Here is a 16,065-nt window from a genome sequence, read left to right on the forward strand (position 1 = left end):
AGTCACTGTCACGATGTCGCAACCGCAGGGCGCTGCGATACGGATTCGGAGAGAGCTCATCTTCAAGTAGCCTGACAGAAGACTTCCTTGCCATTCCTTGACCGAACCCGATAACTTAACAGTCTTCAACTCCTGTGTGACGTGCGTCCAGTCCTCCGCCGCAGGCGAACATATCTTGCTTGCAGCAAAAACCACACAGGAGTAGGATTGATGAAGGAGTTAAGCACTGCGCCAGACCTTGATGGTCGGCACGGCTGCGGTCAGAACTTCACACCAATGCCCACCGTGACGATGTGTTGCGTGAGGTCCGCGCTGACCGGTACGCCAAGCATTTCGAAATCCTTGTTTCCATAATCGTTATAGCGGTATTCGAGACGGCCGAAAATGTTGCTAGTGAACGCGTAATCGACGCCAACGCCTATGGTGTATCCATTGAAGGTCTTCTTTTCCTCACCAAGGCCGGAAACGTCAATGGAGGCGCGCGTAGCCGCCCAGCCGCCGGTGGCATAGATCAACGCCTTATCGAAGGCATATCCGACGCGGCCACGGACGGAGCCGCTCCAGTCGGTGCCAACTCCGGCGGCAACGCCGAGACCGGAATAGGTCTTGTCGTTCCAGTCGTAAGAAACATCACCCTCGATGCCGAGGACGAAATTGTTATCGAACTGATATTGGTACCCCGCAAAGCCGCCCAACCGCCCGCCATCAAAATTCTCCGAACCGGAAACGCCCGCTGCGCTGAAATTTCCATCGAGCCAACCGCCGCCGCCCTGAATGCCGAGATAAGGGCCGGTCCATGTAAATGCCGGCGCGACCACTTCCGCGGGAGGCGCTACGGGCGGCTCATTAACGACGTCCGCAGCCATTGCCGTTGATGCCGCAAGGGTGATGAACAAAGAAATTGGAGCTGCTTTCATAAGTATAGGTCCTTTGTTAAAGTGGGTGCGCACCAGCTGCCTGGTGTTTTGGCTTAGCAGTGCAGATCACCAGCCAGTCTGACAGGTCGCGTTAACGGTTAATACAGCGGTCGGCAGGCAAGAAGGAGTTGATCCAGTGGTGGGTAGAATTTTTGTTAGTGCATGGCCGGCCTTTGGACACACCGAAATCTTCATGTTCATACGGGCAGTCAACAACAGCGCAACAGCCCCGCCGCATTCCTCCGCCAAAGTCCGCCTGCTGCTCTCCGACCCCGTGTGCTACGGTTCTTCGAGCGTCTCTTTATCGGTGCCGCGGGTAAAAAGAGGCGTTCCGCTGGCGACAATGCAAGAGCAGACATGCAGACAGATGCATGTCTCGGCACTAACAGAAATGCGAACGTCAAAGGAAGTGGCGACGAAGGTATTGGTTCAAAATCTCTCTCGACGCGCAAACTTGGCCCCGTGAAACACTCTGAAAGTGCAAGCCAACATCACAAGGTGTTGTCACAACATCAAAACCGTTCTCATCGAAATCCCTCCGGAAAATTGGGACCTGACCGGACCGCCGGCGAGCCAGATCAATCTGAGCTACGAGATCATTGCTATAGCCGCCAAAGGGGGTTCCGGCAGCGCGCGAGGTTCCGTTAATCTGACTGATCAGATCACGGGTCGGCGATCCATCATAGGTGCCATCGGCGATAAAGCGCTCCACAGGACCATCAATCTGATCCAGAAGATCTCAGTGGCAATCAACACACCGGGAGCGGCAAGAAGACCGGCGGCACATTCACGACCTGGAGCTACAACAGGCTCGCTATGAGGCCAGCCTGGCTGAGCGTCGCTATGCGGCATGCGATCCCGACAACCGTCTCATTGCCGCGCAGCTTGAGAAGAGTTGGGAAACTACATTACGCCGCGTGCGCGATCTGGAAGTGCGCAAGCCAACCGAAAATCCTTCGACCATAGAGGTTGTCCAGGCACCTTTACAAACCTCGCCGATAATCTGCACACGGCCTGGGAATCGCCCGATGTGACCGTGCGGGTGCGGCAGCAATTGCTTCGTACCTTGATTGCCGACATTGTCGTTGATGTCGACGATGCGGTGCGCGACGTGGTGTTGACGATCCATTGGAAGGGAGATCAGCATTGAGAGCTCAAGGTCCGCAAACCTCAAAGCGGTGAACACGGCTGCGCCACCACGGAGGATGCTTTGGCGGTGATGCGAAGCATGGCTGGTCGCTGGTCCGATGAACATATTGCCGCTTCGCTCAATCGAATGGGCATGCCCACGGGGCAAGGAAAGATCTGGACCGCGCACCGGGTCGCTTCTGTAAGGCGGGTACGCGCCATCCACGCGTACAAATCAGCCGACAAGGAAGGCGAATGGCTGACCATGACAGAGGCTGCGGTGGCCTTGGGCGTGACCAATCATCGGATACGCCATCTGATCAAGACGAAGGTGTTGTCCGCCGAACAGGTGGTTCGCGATGCACCGTATCAAATCAGGGCCAGCGACCTCACGTCGGCGACGGTCCAGGCCGCGATAGCCCGAAAGGGCAGCCCGTGTCGCAGTGCTGATGCGGACTCGCTTCCAATGTTTACCGATACTTAGAGAAGGATTGCACAATGACTCAGGTCCGGCGACCGTAGCGGGTAAGTTTCAGTATCTCATCCGAGAAGTTCATGACCATGGTTTTCGGTCAAGCCGCAGGTTTGAATGCGTCTTCATACAGGTTTTCAATTCTCCTCGTTTCTTCATCGCTTAACGCGGCAAACTCTTTGGTGCGCGCGCGTTGTGACAATTGTCCATCGTTCTGTTCCAGAAACTTATGGAGCAACTCAAGCTGTGCCGTTGGCATATCGATGATCTGCTGAACGCCTTCTGCGAAGGCATCGAAAGCCTGGAGAAACCAAACCTCCTCGGGGAGGTCGTGAACGACCGTCTGCTCAACGCATTTATAGAGAAAGGTTGCGTGTGCAGTGGCATCGAAATAGCGGTAGAAAAGCGACGTCTCGTTCAGTACCTCGACATTGCCGGTTGGGGTTGACCGCCATTCGATGAAGGGCAGTAGCGGCGAGGAATAGGATTCAAGCACGGTTCGGTAGCTGCCAATGTCGCGCAGAATTGCCGCACTGACCGGAAAGACCAGACCTGGAGGGCTATAGGCCGCTGCTGCCAATGCATGGTGGATCAACCATCGATGCAGACGTCCGTTGCCGTCCACATAAGGGTGGATGTAAACGAAGCCGAATGCGAGGCATGCCGCCGCTGCGACCGGATCCATCCCACCTCGTGTCGAGCGGTCTGCAAACGCAACAAGCCCGTCCATCAATCCGGAAAGATCTTCGTGACGTGCACTGATATGGTCCGGAATTGGCATATTGGTGTCGCGGTCGTGCACGCCGATGAAACCGCCCTCGTCTCGTAGACCGAGACGGACGAAACGGTCATCTCCTATGACCACGCGCTGGAGCCGGTTAAGTTCGTCAATGCTGAGAGGCCGTTTGCCGGCTTGGGCGATGGCCTGCCCCCAACGTACTGCTCGCGGTCCAGTCGGCCGCTCGCCCTCTATGGCGAAAGAGGACTTGGAATCGTTCAGCAGAATAAAGGCGGCAGCCCGAGCCATCAGGTCAGGGCGGACGCGCCCCATGGCCGCTCTCGCATCTTGATCGAATTCCTTTTCGGCATACCGTATCAAATCAGGTGTCTTACGGACCAGCGGACAAAACATCTGGGTACCCGGAAGATTGTTGATGACCTTATGTCGCGAGGAGGGTTCGCCCTCTGTGAGGGCGTATTGCTGATCGGGATCAAGCACCGGAACAAAACGCACCTTACCCGGATCCGGAAGATCGAGCAGTTTGCCGGTCAGCCACTCAAACAGGAACCAGACGCGCCGTGCGAAGGCGCCGGTTGGGGTGGCGCGAACAAGGGCCTCGATTTCGCTGGGCTCAAGCCTTTGAAAGAGCTTGTGCAGGACTTGGAGATCGATGCCCTCATAGCGGAATGCGAGTGTCAACTGGTCAGCAAGGGTGGGCCTGCTGCGATGTCGTGGGGTGAGTAGCAGCCAGCTCTCCGAGGAATCTGGATGGTGGCGCTCAGCAATCGCGGTCAGCCGTGGGGGAAGAGGGATGGACAGGTCATATCGGGCGATCAACGCCGCATAACCAGTCGGTTCTCCCGGCTCCTTCAGGGCACGCCCGTGAAACTCTTTCACCGCTTGCGAAGGCCACTCACCCATCCCCATCCTCGCGTAAATCATTCACCGGATCTAGACCGCGCCGCGAAACCTTATCACGACCTGCGTACATCTATCACAAATCAAAGAATTTGTGAATATTAATCACTGCTGCGCCGTGTCCGGAAAAGATAGTGTTGATTTCTTCGGCCAAGGCATTTCGCGAGTCGCCTTTGGGGCGGATGCGTCGATCTGCGCGCTCTACTCCGCGCATCGCTGGCTTGTTTATGGAGTATGCAAGCGGCGGCGTAGAGTTGGCAGTGGGCTTACCGCATGGCTAAGAGCACGAATTCCGTTACCTGACGAACCTGAAACTGCGGTCGACCTTTGCACGGCAGCCGACACGTATAGAGCTTGATCCGCGTTCTGGCAGAAGATGTGAGCCGACTGCGTCCAGCCTTCATCCGGCCGTCCCCTGCCAATGTCATCTTTGTTTCGCCGATCGCAATTTCGAGGAGCGGATAGTTGCACTTGGAGTTCCATGCGCAACCTTGAAAGTGCTATCCCTCGCTCCAGGGGGCGCCTGCCGCCCAACGCGCATTGAAAGGCGTAGCCTTAGCCGTTGCGAGCGTGGGCGGCATAACGAGTTCGGCGATGCGAGCCTGGATTTCCGGAAGCGGTTCAGGTGCAAGGGCGATCTCGGTCCGCCTCAGAAACGCCGCCCACTGCACTTGCTTTGCGTCGGCGAAGCCCACGGTCAGCGCCAACGGCGTCTCAGAGGGAAGTGGTGTTTCACGACGCTCGAAGGTCGTTCGAATCGCTCGCGCCAGAACCTCCCCTTCAAAGGTGAAGGCGCCCGCAATGGCCCAAAGGTCGAAGAAGTCCTTCATGCGCGAATTGAGCATGTCGAGTGCCACCATGGCTTGGAACTTCTCAGCCACAACGGTTTCGGGTGGATAGGCCCTGAGATGAGGCGCCGGCTGCTCCAGAAGCGAAGGATATTCTATGTCGATCGGATCCGGCGTGATCACATCGCCGTATCCAATGTCGACATGCATGGGCAGGCGCGCGCCACCGAGTTCGGCCACGAAGTCCAACCGCACGCCAGCATATTCGTCTTGCTCACGTGCCGCGGCGGCGCGCAGCGTCTCAGGCCTGAAGATGACCCCATCATCTTCAACCTGAGTGGCAAGAATTTCTACAAATACGGCCGCGATGGTCGCAGGCGCATTCTCTCCAAAACCGAGAAGATCGAGGTCGCCAGTGGCGCGGTAGGCACAGGCGCCCACAGGCTAAACAGCATCGCACCCTTTAGGACGAAGTGATCCCGGTACGGCGAAACACTCAGACGATAAAGCACACGCTCGATGGCATAACGCGTCATCAGCAGTTGGGCGTTCTCACGACGTTCGCGAGCACGCTGAGTCAGCCGATCGCGTACAGAGACGCCAATATTCTTCGGCGCCTTCATGAGACCATGGCCTCGATATAGGGACGCATCACGGTCTGGACGCGATCGATCTCAGCATACCGCCAAAGCTCGTTCAGTCCTGCCCGTCCCTTTCGCGATTTGACGAAATCTCGCAGTGCCTCGATCGCGACATCGAGGCCAATTTTGTTGCGGTGCTTGAAACAGTCGGCAACGGTCTTCGCTGGTGACGTGATCGGAACCGGCACGCCGTCGACCTGATGAATCTCTATGCCGGCCCTCAGCGCCTCGCCACTGGCGCGGACGACCTTCAGCGAGACCCATGGATTGATCGGCGCCCAGTCCTTTGGCCCGAGCAGCATCCACACGGCTTGAGGTGTCTGGGTCGTGAGGTTGTGAAATTGCAGCGCCGACAGCAGGCCGATAACCCCTTTTGGCTGGATACGTACGGCTTCAGCCAAGCTGGTGGCGCTAGCGGCCTCAGCGTTAGCCAGTTTATAGAGGCCACGGCCGACCTGCTGGAGAATACCCTCGTCGCGCAGTCTTTGCAGGTAGACACGCGGTACGCCGGCAGCATCGAAATCGCGCCCCCGCGCGATCCCTTGTCGTCGTGCGACCTCAATGGCGCGATCTCTGTGGGTTTGGATAGTCATAATGAATGTTATAAATCCTCGATCTAAATTTGCAATATACAAGGTTTCATAACAGAAGCGGCAGGATGGGTGAAGGCAGGAACCATCTCTGAGCAGTTTTGATTATCGCGCATTTTACATGCGCGATAATTCCAGTCGGCCCGATCTTTTTAACCAGCACCTATGGCGCTAGCCCATTCCCGCGGCGAACACGGAGGTGGCCAACTCCCTTTCGTTGTCGATAGACCAGAGTTGGAGATTGATGGAAGGTGAATAGCCAAGTAACCGCTGCCATTCTCCGTCTCTTTTTTCCGGATCGGGCTCTGATAAGTCGACCTTGGATCGTGCTGAGATATCGAAGAAATTGGACTGACCAGGGCATCATGAGGCCGTGGCCATAGGCGCATCGAGAAGCCTGCAGCCCCAACTGTCCGGCGCGGTGTCGGCAAAGACGCCCGCCAGCGCGCCGCGCACGTTTCTGGGTTGGCCGAATATGTGAAACGGCCCCTTCAAGGGGAAGGTCGGCTGCACGGCAAAGGCGCGGGGGGGTCTCGATCCAGGCGGGGCCATAGGCGAATGTCGAGAGCTGTCGCGGTCCGACCTGCGTGAAACGCAACTGATCAGCGGGCGCCGACCCTCACCGAGCGCGACATGGGCAGTGAAGTCGAGCATCAGAAGGCCACGCCATCCGGATCAACGACATCCGGCTCATCCTGTGTCGTCTTAACCTTGGCCTTCTGCCTGTGCAGTGTGGCCGCAAAGGACCGTCCGCGACGCGGCTGGCGTTCGGCGGTCAACGCCAGACCCAGATCGTCCTTGCGGATGTCGATCAGGTCGGCCAGCCGGTCGACAAGACCAAGCACAACCAGGATATCGGCGAGCGTGCCGATCCCTACACCGGGATCTCCCTTTTCCAAGCGCGCGACGGTGCTCGGCGACGTGCCCGCGCGCACCGCCAGATCGGCCACGGTAATGCCGCGCCGCAAACGAGCGCCGCGGACGTCGTGTCCGAGCCTTTCGAGGGCGGAGATTGATTTCGGCGACCCCATAGCAATGGCCCAGATACGATGATTAAAAATCTATATCACGTCATATATGATCAATTGCTGAATTCAACAAGAGCTTCGCAACCACGCTCCGTGATCGCAGATGACATGCCGCTATGGTAAAGGCCAACAAGTGGATAAAGAGCTCAGATGTATGAACGCACATCGCCCGAAACATTCCGAGATCATATCCACGGCAGATTGCTGACACAAAGCAGTGGAAAAGCGTGGAACAACGTCTCCGTCCAACTTCTGTCCCATCAACCGTCAGAAAGCGCCAATCCCTTCGGAGAAAACCTGAACGATCTACCGAGCTTTTCCGCTGCTGCCTGTCCTGCCCCTATCGCGGGATCGGAATCCGATAGATAGTCCCGTCACCCCACGCAGCCGTCAGCAGTGACGCCCCATCTGGCGCGAGCACCAGACCGACGGGGCTCCTGAGACCATCCGCTATGGCACGCGATTGGCCGTTGGGAAGGATTTCCCGAACGGTCGTGCCGCCGTAATCGACCACAAAAACGCGACCATCCTTGGTCATCGCAACGCCGGGTCCCGGCGTACTGAAGGCTGCTCCAGCCTCGACGCGTATGCCATCGGGCCGAACGATTGTAACACCGCCGCCGATATTGGAGACGACATAGCCGCCGTCCGGCGTTTGCACCGCGCCCACCGGTGTTTGCAACCCGTCGATGACAGGCGTGAGCCGACCATTATCGGTCAGACCAAGAATCTGGTTCGTTCGGCGGTTGGCGATCAGCAGTCTGCCGGTGCGGTCGAAACCGATGCCGGCAGGCGTCGCCAGCCCCGTCACATGCACGCTGCGCACGCCGTCCGGGGTTAAGCGGTAGATCTCGTCGCGGGAATAGGACGCCACATAGATCGCGCCGTCCGGCCCGACCGCAAGGCCCGATGGACCTGAAAGGCCATCTGCGAACGTCGAGCGGGTGCCGTCCGGTGCGATCCGGGACACGCGGCCGGCGCCCCATTCCGCGACATAGAGATGGCCAGCCGCATCGAACGCCATACCGACCGGGGAACTGAAGCCGTCCCAGAGTTTTTCGGGCGTCGCCGCACTGGCCTGAGCGGCTGTCGGGATCATGAGCGGGAAGGCAGAAACCGTAACGAGGACAACAGCGCTGCCGATAGCGATAGAGCGAAGGAGGCTCATCATGCCGCACGCTCCTCTTTTTGAGCGGGACGGTGCGCGAACACCTCTTTCGCGGCAAACAGTCCGTTGAGCGCAGCCGGAAAGCCCGCATAGACCGCCATCTGCATGATGATCTCGGTGATTTCGCCGCGAGACAAACCGACATTCAGGCCGGCCTCGATATGCACCTTCAATTGCGGGGCCGCGTTGCCCATGGCCGTCAGCGCAGCGATGGTGGCGATCTCACGGTCGCGCACGTCAAGGCCGGGGCGGCTGTAGATGTCGCCGAACGGAAACTCGATCAGATAGGTTGCAAAGTCCGGCGCGATGTCCGCGAGCGAGGCGACAACCTTCTCTCCGGCCTGGCCGTCAATTTCAGCGAGCGCGCGCCGCCCGCGTTCCAGCCGGCTTTCGCCGACGCTCTGGTGGTGTTGCGTCATAGTCCTTCATCCTCTGTTCCTGGCCGGCGTAACCGGCGATCTTGGTGTCGAGGACGAGAAGAGAGGCCTGGAGTTCGGCTGCATGGGTGCGGACGCGCTCGCGGTGCTGTTCCAGCATTTCGCGCCGCTCCGTCTCCGTGCCGACGCCGCGTTCCCGCAAAGCTGCATAACGCAGCATTTCCCGGATCGGCATCCCGGTCGTTCGTAGACGCCCGAGGAATTCGATCCAGATCAGGATTGATGCGTCGTAGTCCCGTTGGCTCGATTGGTTCCTGTCCGCATAGGGAAGCAGCCCGATCCGCTCATAGTAACGGATGGTATGGGCCGACAATCCCGAACGCTTCGCCAGTTCACCAATCTTCATGAGCACCTGTTCTCGTCACGACGCATCAACAGATACGAGTTAGAGCGCACTCTAAGTCAAGGGCGTTTTCCGATGAAGAATGAAGGTCTGGGCGTTGCCCTTCGGGCCGCGCTTTCGGCTGCGCCGGAACCACGCCAAGGGCGCGTTTCCGCCATTCGGCTTCAATCGCTAACGCAAAGGGCGGCGGTAATAGCCCTTATGATGCTGAAGCCCCGCTCTGGTGAGCGGGGCTTCAGCATGGTCATGGCCGACACGCCTTTCAGGAAATACGGCGATCAGGATGTGCGGTCTTCAGGCGGATGCGAAGACCGACTCTTGCCGAAGTCCCGCAAGGAGCTTTTCCACAAGCCGATCGACGTTGTTCTCGGCGGTCGCAATGGACGAGGCCAGCCGTTCGTCAACGAACTCGTCATATTCAATGGCGATGGCGTCGCTGGTGTGGAGACCGAGATAAGCGAGGGGAACCTTCAGTCCCTGCTCGACAAGGTTCATCGCCGCAAGGCGCCCACCCGCGTCATATCCGAAATCGCCGCGCGCCGTCAGGATGACAAGGCGTTTGCCTGGCGGAAGCATCGGCCAATAGGGCTCACCCGTTCGGGCACGGTCGAAACCAAACGTCACACCGACGCGCACGACATTGTCGATCCACGCCTTGAGTTGGGCCGGCACCCCAAAATTATACATCGGCGCGCCGATGACGATGAGATCAGCTGCGACAAGTTCGGACGCCAGACGGTCGCTTTCGGCGAGCAAAGCCTTTTGAGTGTCGGTGCGCCGCTCGGGCGGACAAAAGGCCGCCGCAATCCATGCCTCGCTCACCGGCGCCGGCGGAGTTGATCCGACATCCCGATAGGTGATGGCATCATGTGACCGCGCCGCCGACCAAAGATCGATGAACCGCCGGCTCAACCGCCGAGTGTGCGAGCCGTGACGATCGCGGCCGGAGATGCCGGACCGCGCGCTGGAATCAATATGAAGGATACGGAAAACGCCATCATCGGATAATGTCATGATACATCCATTTCATGTGTTACACTGTTCGACGATGATATAATCCTTTGCTATCTCTGACGGCCAACGCGGATTTCTCACTTAATGAATGAGACTAATTCATCTATCGTGCGACGAAGACGGCTTCCGTCGCTGGCCGCCTTGCGCGCCTTCGAGGCAGCAGCGCGCCACCTCAGTTTCAAGCGGGCTGCCGACGAACTGGCGGTCACGCCGACGGCGATCAGCCATCAGATCCGTCTTCTGGAGGACACGCTGGGACTGGCGCTGTTTGCTCGCCATGTCCGGCGCGTAGCGCTGACCGAGGCCGGGTTCAGGCTGTATCCGACCTTGCGCGACGGGTTCGATGGGTTCGAGCGAACGATCGCGGAACTGTCGCCACAGAACCGGCGCAAGGCTGTGACCTTGACCGCGACTATGCTCTTCACAGCGCGTCGTCTGCTCCCCGCCCTCGGCGCGTTCCGTGCCCGTCACCCGGAGTTCGATTTGCGCCTGCACGCCGCCGACGAACCGATTGATCTCACTTCCGGTCTGGCCGACATCGCGGTGCGCTACGGTTCGGGACCGTTCCAAGGGCTGGTGGCGGAGCCGCTTCTGTCGGAGCGCTTCGGCGTCCTGTGCAGTCCTCAACTCAACCTTTCCCGTCCGGACGATCTGAAACGCACGACGCTGCTCCACACCGAATGGAAACGGCGCGACATGGCCCCCGACTGGCGTCGCTGGACGAATCTTGCCGGTATTACCGATCTCGCTATCGACGAGGGGCCGCGCTTTACCGACGATGGCCACAGTCTTCAGGCGGCGATTGCCGGTCATGGCGCGACGATCGGCAGCCTCGTACTCGCCACTCCGGAGATCGAGGCAGGACTTCTGGTTCATCCCTTCGGGCCAGCCATTGAAGGCGAAACCTATCATCTCGTGGCTACACCCGAAAACCTGGCCTGTGCCGACGTGCAGGCGGTTTGCGATTGGCTGAAGGAAGTCGTCGCGATGTCTTGAGGGGCATCGCAGCGATCAGGATGTACGGTTTTCAGGGTTTGCGGCTTTGCACATCCCGATCAGATCCCGATGCCCGGCGCCCGCTGGCGCTCATGCCGGGCGGGTTTGGCTAGGGGCGCTGCCCCCGCGCGGCGCAAGGGATCGCTGACGCTCGTCCGGGCCGGTGTCCCCGGCCTTCGTCGTTCCTCCGTTCCGTGCAGGCCGAGTGATCCCCCTCCGGCCCAGCGCCCTTGCGCCTTGCTACCCCGGTCTCGCCGACGGGCAAGGTTGCAGCGCAGCGCTGCGCTCCAACCCAGACCCACGGAGACAGATCATGGTTCATCAACTCGCCACCCGGTTCGGCCGGAACAGTCACCAGATCAGCGGGCGCGAAGCCCTCGACCGCCACGTCCCCTCCGTCTTCGCCCGTGAGGCGCATGACAGCCGGTCGGACCGCTACGTCTACGTTCCCACCATCGAGATCGTGGAGGGGTTGCGGAAAGAAGGCTGGTTTCCATTCTTCGCCGTGCAGTCGGTGCCACGCGATGGGAGCCGCCACGGCCACGCCAAGCATATGCTGCGCCTCCGCCGCGATGACGGCATCGGCAAGCCCGAGGCGGCGGAAGTCATCATCGTAAATTCCCACGATGGAACCTCGGCTTATCAAATGTTTGCCGGTGTACTGCGCTTCGTCTGCACCAACAGCATGATCGCTGGCGAGCGGTTCGAGGAAGTCCGCGTCCCCCACAAGGGGGGGCATACAGGATCAGATTATCGAGGGCGTCTATACGGTCGCGGAGGATTTCTCGCGCCTGATCGACGCGACGGCAGCTAACTGGTCACCCCGCCTGCCGAGCTGGGCGCTGGTGCGCGGCCGTGACATCAGCGAATCCGACGCCGCCTTCGCCGCTGGTATCGGCTTGAAATCACTTGATGATCTGATCCGGCCTGAATCGCCCTGACTCGCCCTGGCTCGGCTGCTGGTGCGATCGTCTCGCACTCAAATCGGCCGCCGCCGCCGCTCGGATGCTCGGTCGGAACGAGGGAGACGCCGCCATCCGGGATGCGGTTCTGCTAACAGCTGCCGGCGAAGATCTCGGTGCGGGCGGCAACCTGTTTTTGGCAACACGATTGGTGGCGCGTCGATCTGGGACAATCACCACACCCTTCGTTAAGGAACTTGCCGGGCTTTTGGGGATCGTTTGGCACGACAGCCTTGCCTCGATTCCCGCAATCGTCGATTCTGCAAATCAGTCCGGGCAAGCAGCGCCTTTCGTCGCGGCGGACCTTATAGCGGCGATTTGCGTTGCCTGCCCGGATGCCGAAGCGCTGGCACTGGGGCTCGCCGATCTCATCTTGGCGCAAAAGCTCAACTGCCGAAACCCGTGCCGCTGCTGCTCCCCGAACGGTTTGGCCCGGCCTTCCGCACGATCGGCGGCGGTCGAGGCCGCGTTCGACCCGGGGAGCCGGCGTATCCCAAAGCGATCTGCCCGGCGCTGGCCGATGGCGTCGACGCCGCCCTTCGCTCCGCTGTTGAGTTTCAACAGGCTTTGCCCCGTTTTTTCATTTCGCATTAGCCCACCAGATCCGGTGTAGTGAATTGTCCGCAAACAACTTTATTCGGCCTGAGTGGATCACGGCGAAATGAAAAAATGGATGAAATTCACACGAAAAATTAACACAGTGTTTTGACATCGACGGTTGGACTCGCCGGTTCCGCCTTCGCTTCATCACCAAAAACGCCTGTCGCCCCCTCAAGGAGCTGGTCTTTCCATTGCTTGATCTGGTTGGCGTGCACGTCAAACTGTTGGGACAATTCCACCAGCGCCTGCTCACCTCGGATGGCGGCGAGAGCCACCTTCGCCTTGAAAGCCGGGCTGTGGCGCCTAGCGCGGTCGTCTCGTCATGGTATCTCCTGTTCCCGCCATCTAAGCCGAAGCCAGGCAGAAATTCCACTTATCCCAGCTGTTCAAATTTCCCGAGCCAGCTCTGCGGTAGCCAACCCGCGCATCAGAGCTTGATCACCGACGTCCTTGAGTTCCGCCTCCACCCATACGCGATCATCATCATGAACAGCCGTTTCTCCGGAGCGGTAGCTTCCTCGCGCCCAACGCATTGACAACGGACATCAGAGCGATGTCGCCGTCGCACATTGACCACGATCTCTTATGCCGTTCAGTTCATCTCTGCCGTACTTCTGGCCGCGTTAACATCACGCCGACGATACAGATGACAAAGCCCACAACGGCCAGAGTGGTGATCGGCTCGGAGAACATCAGCCAACCCCAAATCATGGTCACGGGAGGCGTAAGATAGATCAGGCTTCCAACGCGTGTTGCAGTGCTTTTTCGAAGGCAGAGCCAGTAAAGGCCGTAGCCGCCGATGGTTGAGAACAGGATGAACCAAGCGACAGCAGCGATGAACCGGATGTCAGGACTCGGCAGGATTTCACCATCCAGAAGCGCCAGCGGCGCAAACAGGACGGCCGAGACCAAACTTTGCACGGCCAGGGACGGCAACAATGGCGTATTGTCCGATAGCGCTTTAGCAATGATGGTGGCGATGACCAGGCTCAATGTGGAAGCGCCCGATAACACATAAGCTCCCAGCGATGCTCCGCCGAGCGAACCACCGACGGCAAGCGAGACACCGGCCAGGCCAAGGCTGATCCCGATCCATTGGGAGCGGTTTACATGCTCTTGCAAGAGGGCACCGGCGAGGGCCGCTGTCACTATCGGCTGCAGCGCGGAGATCAGTGCCGCCGTACCCACGGGAACCCCGAGTTCGATTGCCTTTACCCCCAGCGCAAGATAGCCGAACATCGCAAAAATACCCAAAACGGATTGGAGGATCAATGATCTTGCTGGAAGGCCATTCTGGATCGCTCGGATCAGCAACGGCATGAGAATGAGCGATACGATGACAAAGCGCCAGAAAAGCACCAGGAACACGGAGGTTGCTTCGGCTGCAAGTCGCGCGCCTATAAATCCGGAACTCCATGCGATGACGAGGCCAGCTTCGAGTGCGGCAAGGGGAAGCACAGCCCCTTTCATGGTGACACCGGCGGTGCGCTCGCCAGAACGAGCGCCGCCGTTTTCCGGGCAATTGCTATAGAGGTCCTATCGCCCAGCGTGAACGCTGACGCAACCGCACCCTCCAGCAGCACGAATATTACGTCTGCGAGGTCTTGCGCCTGACTATTCGGCCATCCTCCTTGCCGCAACCGTTCTTCGATAAGCTCTCGATATTTGCGTTTGTGGATGAGCGCAGTGTTCCGGATGACCTCGTCCGTCGGGTAATCGGCGGCGGCCCGAAGGAAGAAGCAACCATTGCCCCCATGCTCGTCGCTCCACCCTGCCAAAACGTCGAAAAGTTCAAGCACGCACTCTGCACCTTGCTCGCTGACGGAGCTTCCCAGGGCCAGTAGAAAATCGTCGTGTCGCTGTCCTAGCGCAGCGGCAATTACATCGGAGCGGGTCTTGAAATGCCGATAGAGGGTGCCCAGGGCAACGTTGGCCTCGCCCGTTACCCGGTCTATGCCTATTTCTGCGAAACCATATCGATAGAAGGTACGATTTGCGGCATCGATGATATCTTGGCGCTTGGTGCTCATACCGGCAAAATAGAACGATCGTTATAGCATCGTCAAGCTCAACGGTGGTTGGTCGGAGGCCGCCGCGAAAACCTGGGTCAGCAACAGGTTGCTCAGCGCTGAAAAACAAGAGAAATCTCGGTCGCAAAAGTCGAATCATCGCGACTGAGTTTTGCGAGTGCGCCGGGAGACCGGCAAGGAGTATATGGTGCAAGTCCATTACGGTGAAGGATTAGCGACCCACACCGGCCCCGAGCCGTGCGTCGGCGTCCGTGAGGACGTCGGCGAAGCGTCGGCAGGGGAATGCATAGGCCAGCCATCGAGCCGCGAAATACCCAAGGTTCCGGGTGCCGACGTTGTTCGCAAGACGGAAGGCAATACGCACGAGCACGCTATCGCAAATGCTCGGACGGCCCGGCGTGGTCGTAGACCCTGGCATGTGCAGACGCTCCTTGCATGGGAACCGGGAGATCTCATGCCCGACCACATTCCGCTGCATCCTGCGACGAGCGGGCATCGCGCCGGATCGAAGTCGACAGCCGCGCATCCATGATCTTCGACATACCTTCGCAACCCGTGTTCTGGAACAATGCGGCGCCGAGCGCGGCACGATTGCCAAGCACTTCGTCGCCCTGTCGACCTACTTGGGTCATGTCAGTATCCACAATACATACTGGTATCTTCAGGCGACGCCAGAAATGATGGTCGACATCGCAGCGGCCGCGGAAAAGCTGGTTGAGGAGAGTAACGTATGACGAAGCTCGCTCCACTCATCACCGGCTTTCTGCGTGACTATATGCCCCGCCAAAGAGGTTACAGTCCGCAAACCTGCGAGACCTATGCGTACTGCTTCAAGCTTTTGTTCGACTATGCCGCTAAACGGCTGGGCACCCGTCCATCTTTGCTGACGATTGAGGACCTCGACGCGCCGCTGATCGTCGCCTTCCTTGGTTACATTGAACACGATCGCGGCAATAGCGCGTCCAGCCTAGCGCCCCATCCGCGTTGATGCTCGCAGAAGATACCTCCACCTCACGGCATCGGCATGGCCCGAAGGCCCGGCTGCATTGTCCCGGCAGCTTCACACCGGACCGTTGCCAGTCCCGCATGTGCCGGTAGGCTACTGACGACGGAACGTCAGGTTCTTCTCATGCCTTCTCCTTTCTCTTTCGAACAATTATTCAGGCGACTTCACGTCGCACCGATCCGAGCTTTCCCGCACCGATCTACGCCAGCTTGGTCGAGGGCGAGGACGGCGAAGGCCACAATCTCATCTGGTCGCGCCGCAACGGCGACTGAGACCGGACACCTCCAGAAGCCCCGCTCGCCCGAG

General features: G+C 59.1%; 17 protein-coding genes and 4 pseudogenes. 7 read left to right on the forward strand and 14 right to left on the reverse strand.

Features of this window, described 5'->3' with window-relative positions; all coding sequences use genetic code 11:
* Positions 1-260: 260 nt before the first annotated feature.
* Complete coding sequence (locus FS819_RS17395) at positions 261-917, reverse strand: outer membrane protein (RefSeq protein ID WP_156629795.1); 657 nt, start codon at positions 915-917, stop codon at positions 261-263.
* A 755-nt stretch (positions 918-1,672) separates the two neighbouring features.
* On the opposite strand from FS819_RS17395, the pseudogene FS819_RS17400 reads away from it, so the two are divergent.
* Positions 1,673-2,529 (forward strand): annotated as a pseudogene (locus FS819_RS17400) (recombinase family protein); the annotation flags it as partial.
* An 88-nt stretch (positions 2,530-2,617) separates the two neighbouring features.
* On the opposite strand, the gene FS819_RS17405 reads toward FS819_RS17400, so the two are convergent.
* From FS819_RS17405 to FS819_RS17445, 9 genes are all read right to left on the reverse strand, one after another.
* Positions 2,618-4,159, reverse strand: a complete 1,542-nt coding sequence (locus FS819_RS17405) for a Fic family protein (RefSeq protein WP_197434077.1) — start codon at positions 4,157-4,159, stop codon at positions 2,618-2,620.
* Between the two features lie 497 nt (positions 4,160-4,656).
* Positions 4,657-5,385 (reverse strand): nucleotidyl transferase AbiEii/AbiGii toxin family protein, encoded by a 729-nt coding sequence (locus tag FS819_RS17410; protein ID WP_197434076.1) that lies wholly within the window; start codon positions 5,383-5,385, stop codon positions 4,657-4,659.
* Between the two features lie 178 nt (positions 5,386-5,563).
* Entirely contained in the window at positions 5,564-6,178 is a 615-nt protein-coding gene (locus FS819_RS17415) for a type IV toxin-antitoxin system AbiEi family antitoxin domain-containing protein (RefSeq protein WP_156629793.1), read from the reverse strand.
* A gap of 360 nt (positions 6,179-6,538) precedes the next feature.
* On the reverse strand, positions 6,539-6,829 hold the full coding sequence (locus FS819_RS17420; protein ID WP_234624726.1) for a hypothetical protein: 291 nt from the start codon (positions 6,827-6,829) through the stop codon (positions 6,539-6,541).
* Entirely contained in the window at positions 6,829-7,206 is a 378-nt protein-coding gene (locus FS819_RS17425; RefSeq protein ID WP_156629792.1) for a helix-turn-helix domain-containing protein, read from the reverse strand. Before FS819_RS17425 ends, FS819_RS17420 begins: the two co-directional genes overlap by 1 nt.
* Before the next feature lie 337 nt (positions 7,207-7,543).
* Complete coding sequence (locus FS819_RS17430) at positions 7,544-8,374, reverse strand: NHL repeat-containing protein (protein WP_156629791.1); 831 nt, start codon at positions 8,372-8,374, stop codon at positions 7,544-7,546.
* On the reverse strand, positions 8,371-8,790 hold the full coding sequence (locus FS819_RS17435) for a carboxymuconolactone decarboxylase family protein (RefSeq protein ID WP_156629790.1): 420 nt from the start codon (positions 8,788-8,790) through the stop codon (positions 8,371-8,373). Before FS819_RS17435 ends, FS819_RS17430 begins: the two co-directional genes overlap by 4 nt.
* Positions 8,726-9,154 carry a MerR family transcriptional regulator gene (locus FS819_RS17440; RefSeq protein ID WP_156629789.1) on the reverse strand — a complete coding sequence of 143 codons (429 nt, stop codon included), beginning with the start codon at positions 9,152-9,154 and terminating at the stop codon, positions 8,726-8,728. The genes FS819_RS17435 and FS819_RS17440 overlap by 65 nt, the downstream gene beginning before the upstream one ends.
* 291 nt (positions 9,155-9,445) lie before the next feature.
* Complete coding sequence (locus tag FS819_RS17445) at positions 9,446-10,165, reverse strand: FMN-dependent NADH-azoreductase (protein ID WP_156629788.1); 720 nt, start codon at positions 10,163-10,165, stop codon at positions 9,446-9,448.
* Between the two features lie 84 nt (positions 10,166-10,249).
* Between FS819_RS17445 and FS819_RS17450 the strand changes: the two genes are divergently transcribed.
* The 4 genes and pseudogenes from FS819_RS17450 (at position 10,250) to FS819_RS17465 (ending at position 12,736) form a co-directional block, all read left to right on the forward strand.
* Positions 10,250-11,161, forward strand: a complete 912-nt coding sequence (locus FS819_RS17450; RefSeq protein ID WP_156629787.1) for a LysR substrate-binding domain-containing protein — start codon at positions 10,250-10,252, stop codon at positions 11,159-11,161.
* A gap of 313 nt (positions 11,162-11,474) precedes the next feature.
* Positions 11,475-11,991: pseudogene (locus FS819_RS17455) on the forward strand (DUF932 domain-containing protein); the annotation flags it as partial.
* Positions 11,992-12,006: 15 nt separating this feature from the next.
* On the forward strand, positions 12,007-12,102 hold the full coding sequence (locus FS819_RS17460) for a hypothetical protein (RefSeq protein ID WP_234624750.1): 96 nt from the start codon (positions 12,007-12,009) through the stop codon (positions 12,100-12,102).
* The gene (locus FS819_RS17465) at positions 12,089-12,736 is read left to right on the forward strand and encodes a DUF1403 family protein (protein WP_475392903.1); all 648 of its coding nucleotides are present in this window, start codon (positions 12,089-12,091) and stop codon (positions 12,734-12,736) included. Before FS819_RS17460 ends, FS819_RS17465 begins: the two co-directional genes overlap by 14 nt.
* Before the next feature lie 85 nt (positions 12,737-12,821).
* Here the strand turns inward: FS819_RS17465 and FS819_RS17470 are convergent.
* The 4 genes and pseudogenes from FS819_RS17470 to FS819_RS17485 all read right to left on the reverse strand — a co-directional run.
* Positions 12,822-13,068: pseudogene (locus FS819_RS17470) on the reverse strand (transposase); the annotation flags it as partial.
* A 252-nt stretch (positions 13,069-13,320) separates the two neighbouring features.
* Positions 13,321-14,193, reverse strand: coding sequence for a DMT family transporter (locus tag FS819_RS17475; protein ID WP_156629786.1), 873 nt, complete (start codon positions 14,191-14,193; stop codon positions 13,321-13,323).
* Positions 14,190-14,753 carry a TetR/AcrR family transcriptional regulator gene (locus FS819_RS17480; protein ID WP_156629785.1) on the reverse strand — a complete coding sequence of 188 codons (564 nt, stop codon included), beginning with the start codon at positions 14,751-14,753 and terminating at the stop codon, positions 14,190-14,192. The genes FS819_RS17475 and FS819_RS17480 overlap by 4 nt, the downstream gene beginning before the upstream one ends.
* A 452-nt stretch (positions 14,754-15,205) precedes the next feature.
* Entirely contained in the window at positions 15,206-15,385 is a 180-nt protein-coding gene (locus FS819_RS17485; RefSeq protein WP_197434074.1) for a hypothetical protein, read from the reverse strand.
* A gap of 98 nt (positions 15,386-15,483) precedes the next feature.
* Here FS819_RS17485 and FS819_RS17490 point away from each other — a divergent pair, with 98 nt between their 5' ends.
* Positions 15,484-15,741 (forward strand): site-specific integrase, encoded by a 258-nt coding sequence (locus FS819_RS17490; RefSeq protein WP_234624725.1) that lies wholly within the window; start codon positions 15,484-15,486, stop codon positions 15,739-15,741.
* A gap of 194 nt (positions 15,742-15,935) precedes the next feature.
* Positions 15,936-16,031 (forward strand): annotated as a pseudogene (locus tag FS819_RS17495) (DUF736 family protein); the annotation flags it as partial.
* Positions 16,032-16,065: the final 34 nt, after the last annotated feature.

The sequence above is a fragment of the Allorhizobium sp. Av2 genome, from assembly GCF_021462805.2.
In the GTDB taxonomy this organism is placed as follows: Bacteria; Pseudomonadota; Alphaproteobacteria; order Rhizobiales; family Rhizobiaceae; genus Allorhizobium; species Allorhizobium vitis_G.

What these genes read in the sequence shown, in the direction of transcription:
- FS819_RS17395 (WP_156629795.1), bottom strand. Translation starts at nt 917, where the DNA reads ATGAAAGCAGCTCCAATTTCTTTGTTCATCACCCTTGCGGCATCAACG.
- FS819_RS17405 (WP_197434077.1), bottom strand. Translation starts at nt 4,159, where the DNA reads ATGGGTGAGTGGCCTTCGCAAGCGGTGAAAGAGTTTCACGGGCGTGCC.
- FS819_RS17415 (WP_156629793.1), bottom strand. Translation starts at nt 6,178, where the DNA reads ATGACTATCCAAACCCACAGAGATCGCGCCATTGAGGTCGCACGACGA.
- FS819_RS17420 (WP_234624726.1), bottom strand. Translation starts at nt 6,829, where the DNA reads ATGCTCGACTTCACTGCCCATGTCGCGCTCGGTGAGGGTCGGCGCCCG.
- FS819_RS17425 (WP_156629792.1), bottom strand. Translation starts at nt 7,206, where the DNA reads ATGGGGTCGCCGAAATCAATCTCCGCCCTCGAAAGGCTCGGACACGAC.
- FS819_RS17430 (WP_156629791.1), bottom strand. Translation starts at nt 8,374, where the DNA reads ATGATGAGCCTCCTTCGCTCTATCGCTATCGGCAGCGCTGTTGTCCTC.
- FS819_RS17435 (WP_156629790.1), bottom strand. Translation starts at nt 8,790, where the DNA reads ATGACGCAACACCACCAGAGCGTCGGCGAAAGCCGGCTGGAACGCGGG.
- FS819_RS17440 (WP_156629789.1), bottom strand. Translation starts at nt 9,154, where the DNA reads ATGAAGATTGGTGAACTGGCGAAGCGTTCGGGATTGTCGGCCCATACC.
- FS819_RS17445 (WP_156629788.1), bottom strand. Translation starts at nt 10,165, where the DNA reads ATGACATTATCCGATGATGGCGTTTTCCGTATCCTTCATATTGATTCC.
- FS819_RS17450 (WP_156629787.1), top strand. Translation starts at nt 10,250, where the DNA reads ATGAATGAGACTAATTCATCTATCGTGCGACGAAGACGGCTTCCGTCG.
- FS819_RS17475 (WP_156629786.1), bottom strand. Translation starts at nt 14,193, where the DNA reads ATGAAAGGGGCTGTGCTTCCCCTTGCCGCACTCGAAGCTGGCCTCGTC.
- FS819_RS17480 (WP_156629785.1), bottom strand. Translation starts at nt 14,753, where the DNA reads ATGAGCACCAAGCGCCAAGATATCATCGATGCCGCAAATCGTACCTTC.
- FS819_RS17485 (WP_197434074.1), bottom strand. Translation starts at nt 15,385, where the DNA reads ATGACCCAAGTAGGTCGACAGGGCGACGAAGTGCTTGGCAATCGTGCC.
- FS819_RS17490 (WP_234624725.1), top strand. Translation starts at nt 15,484, where the DNA reads ATGACGAAGCTCGCTCCACTCATCACCGGCTTTCTGCGTGACTATATG.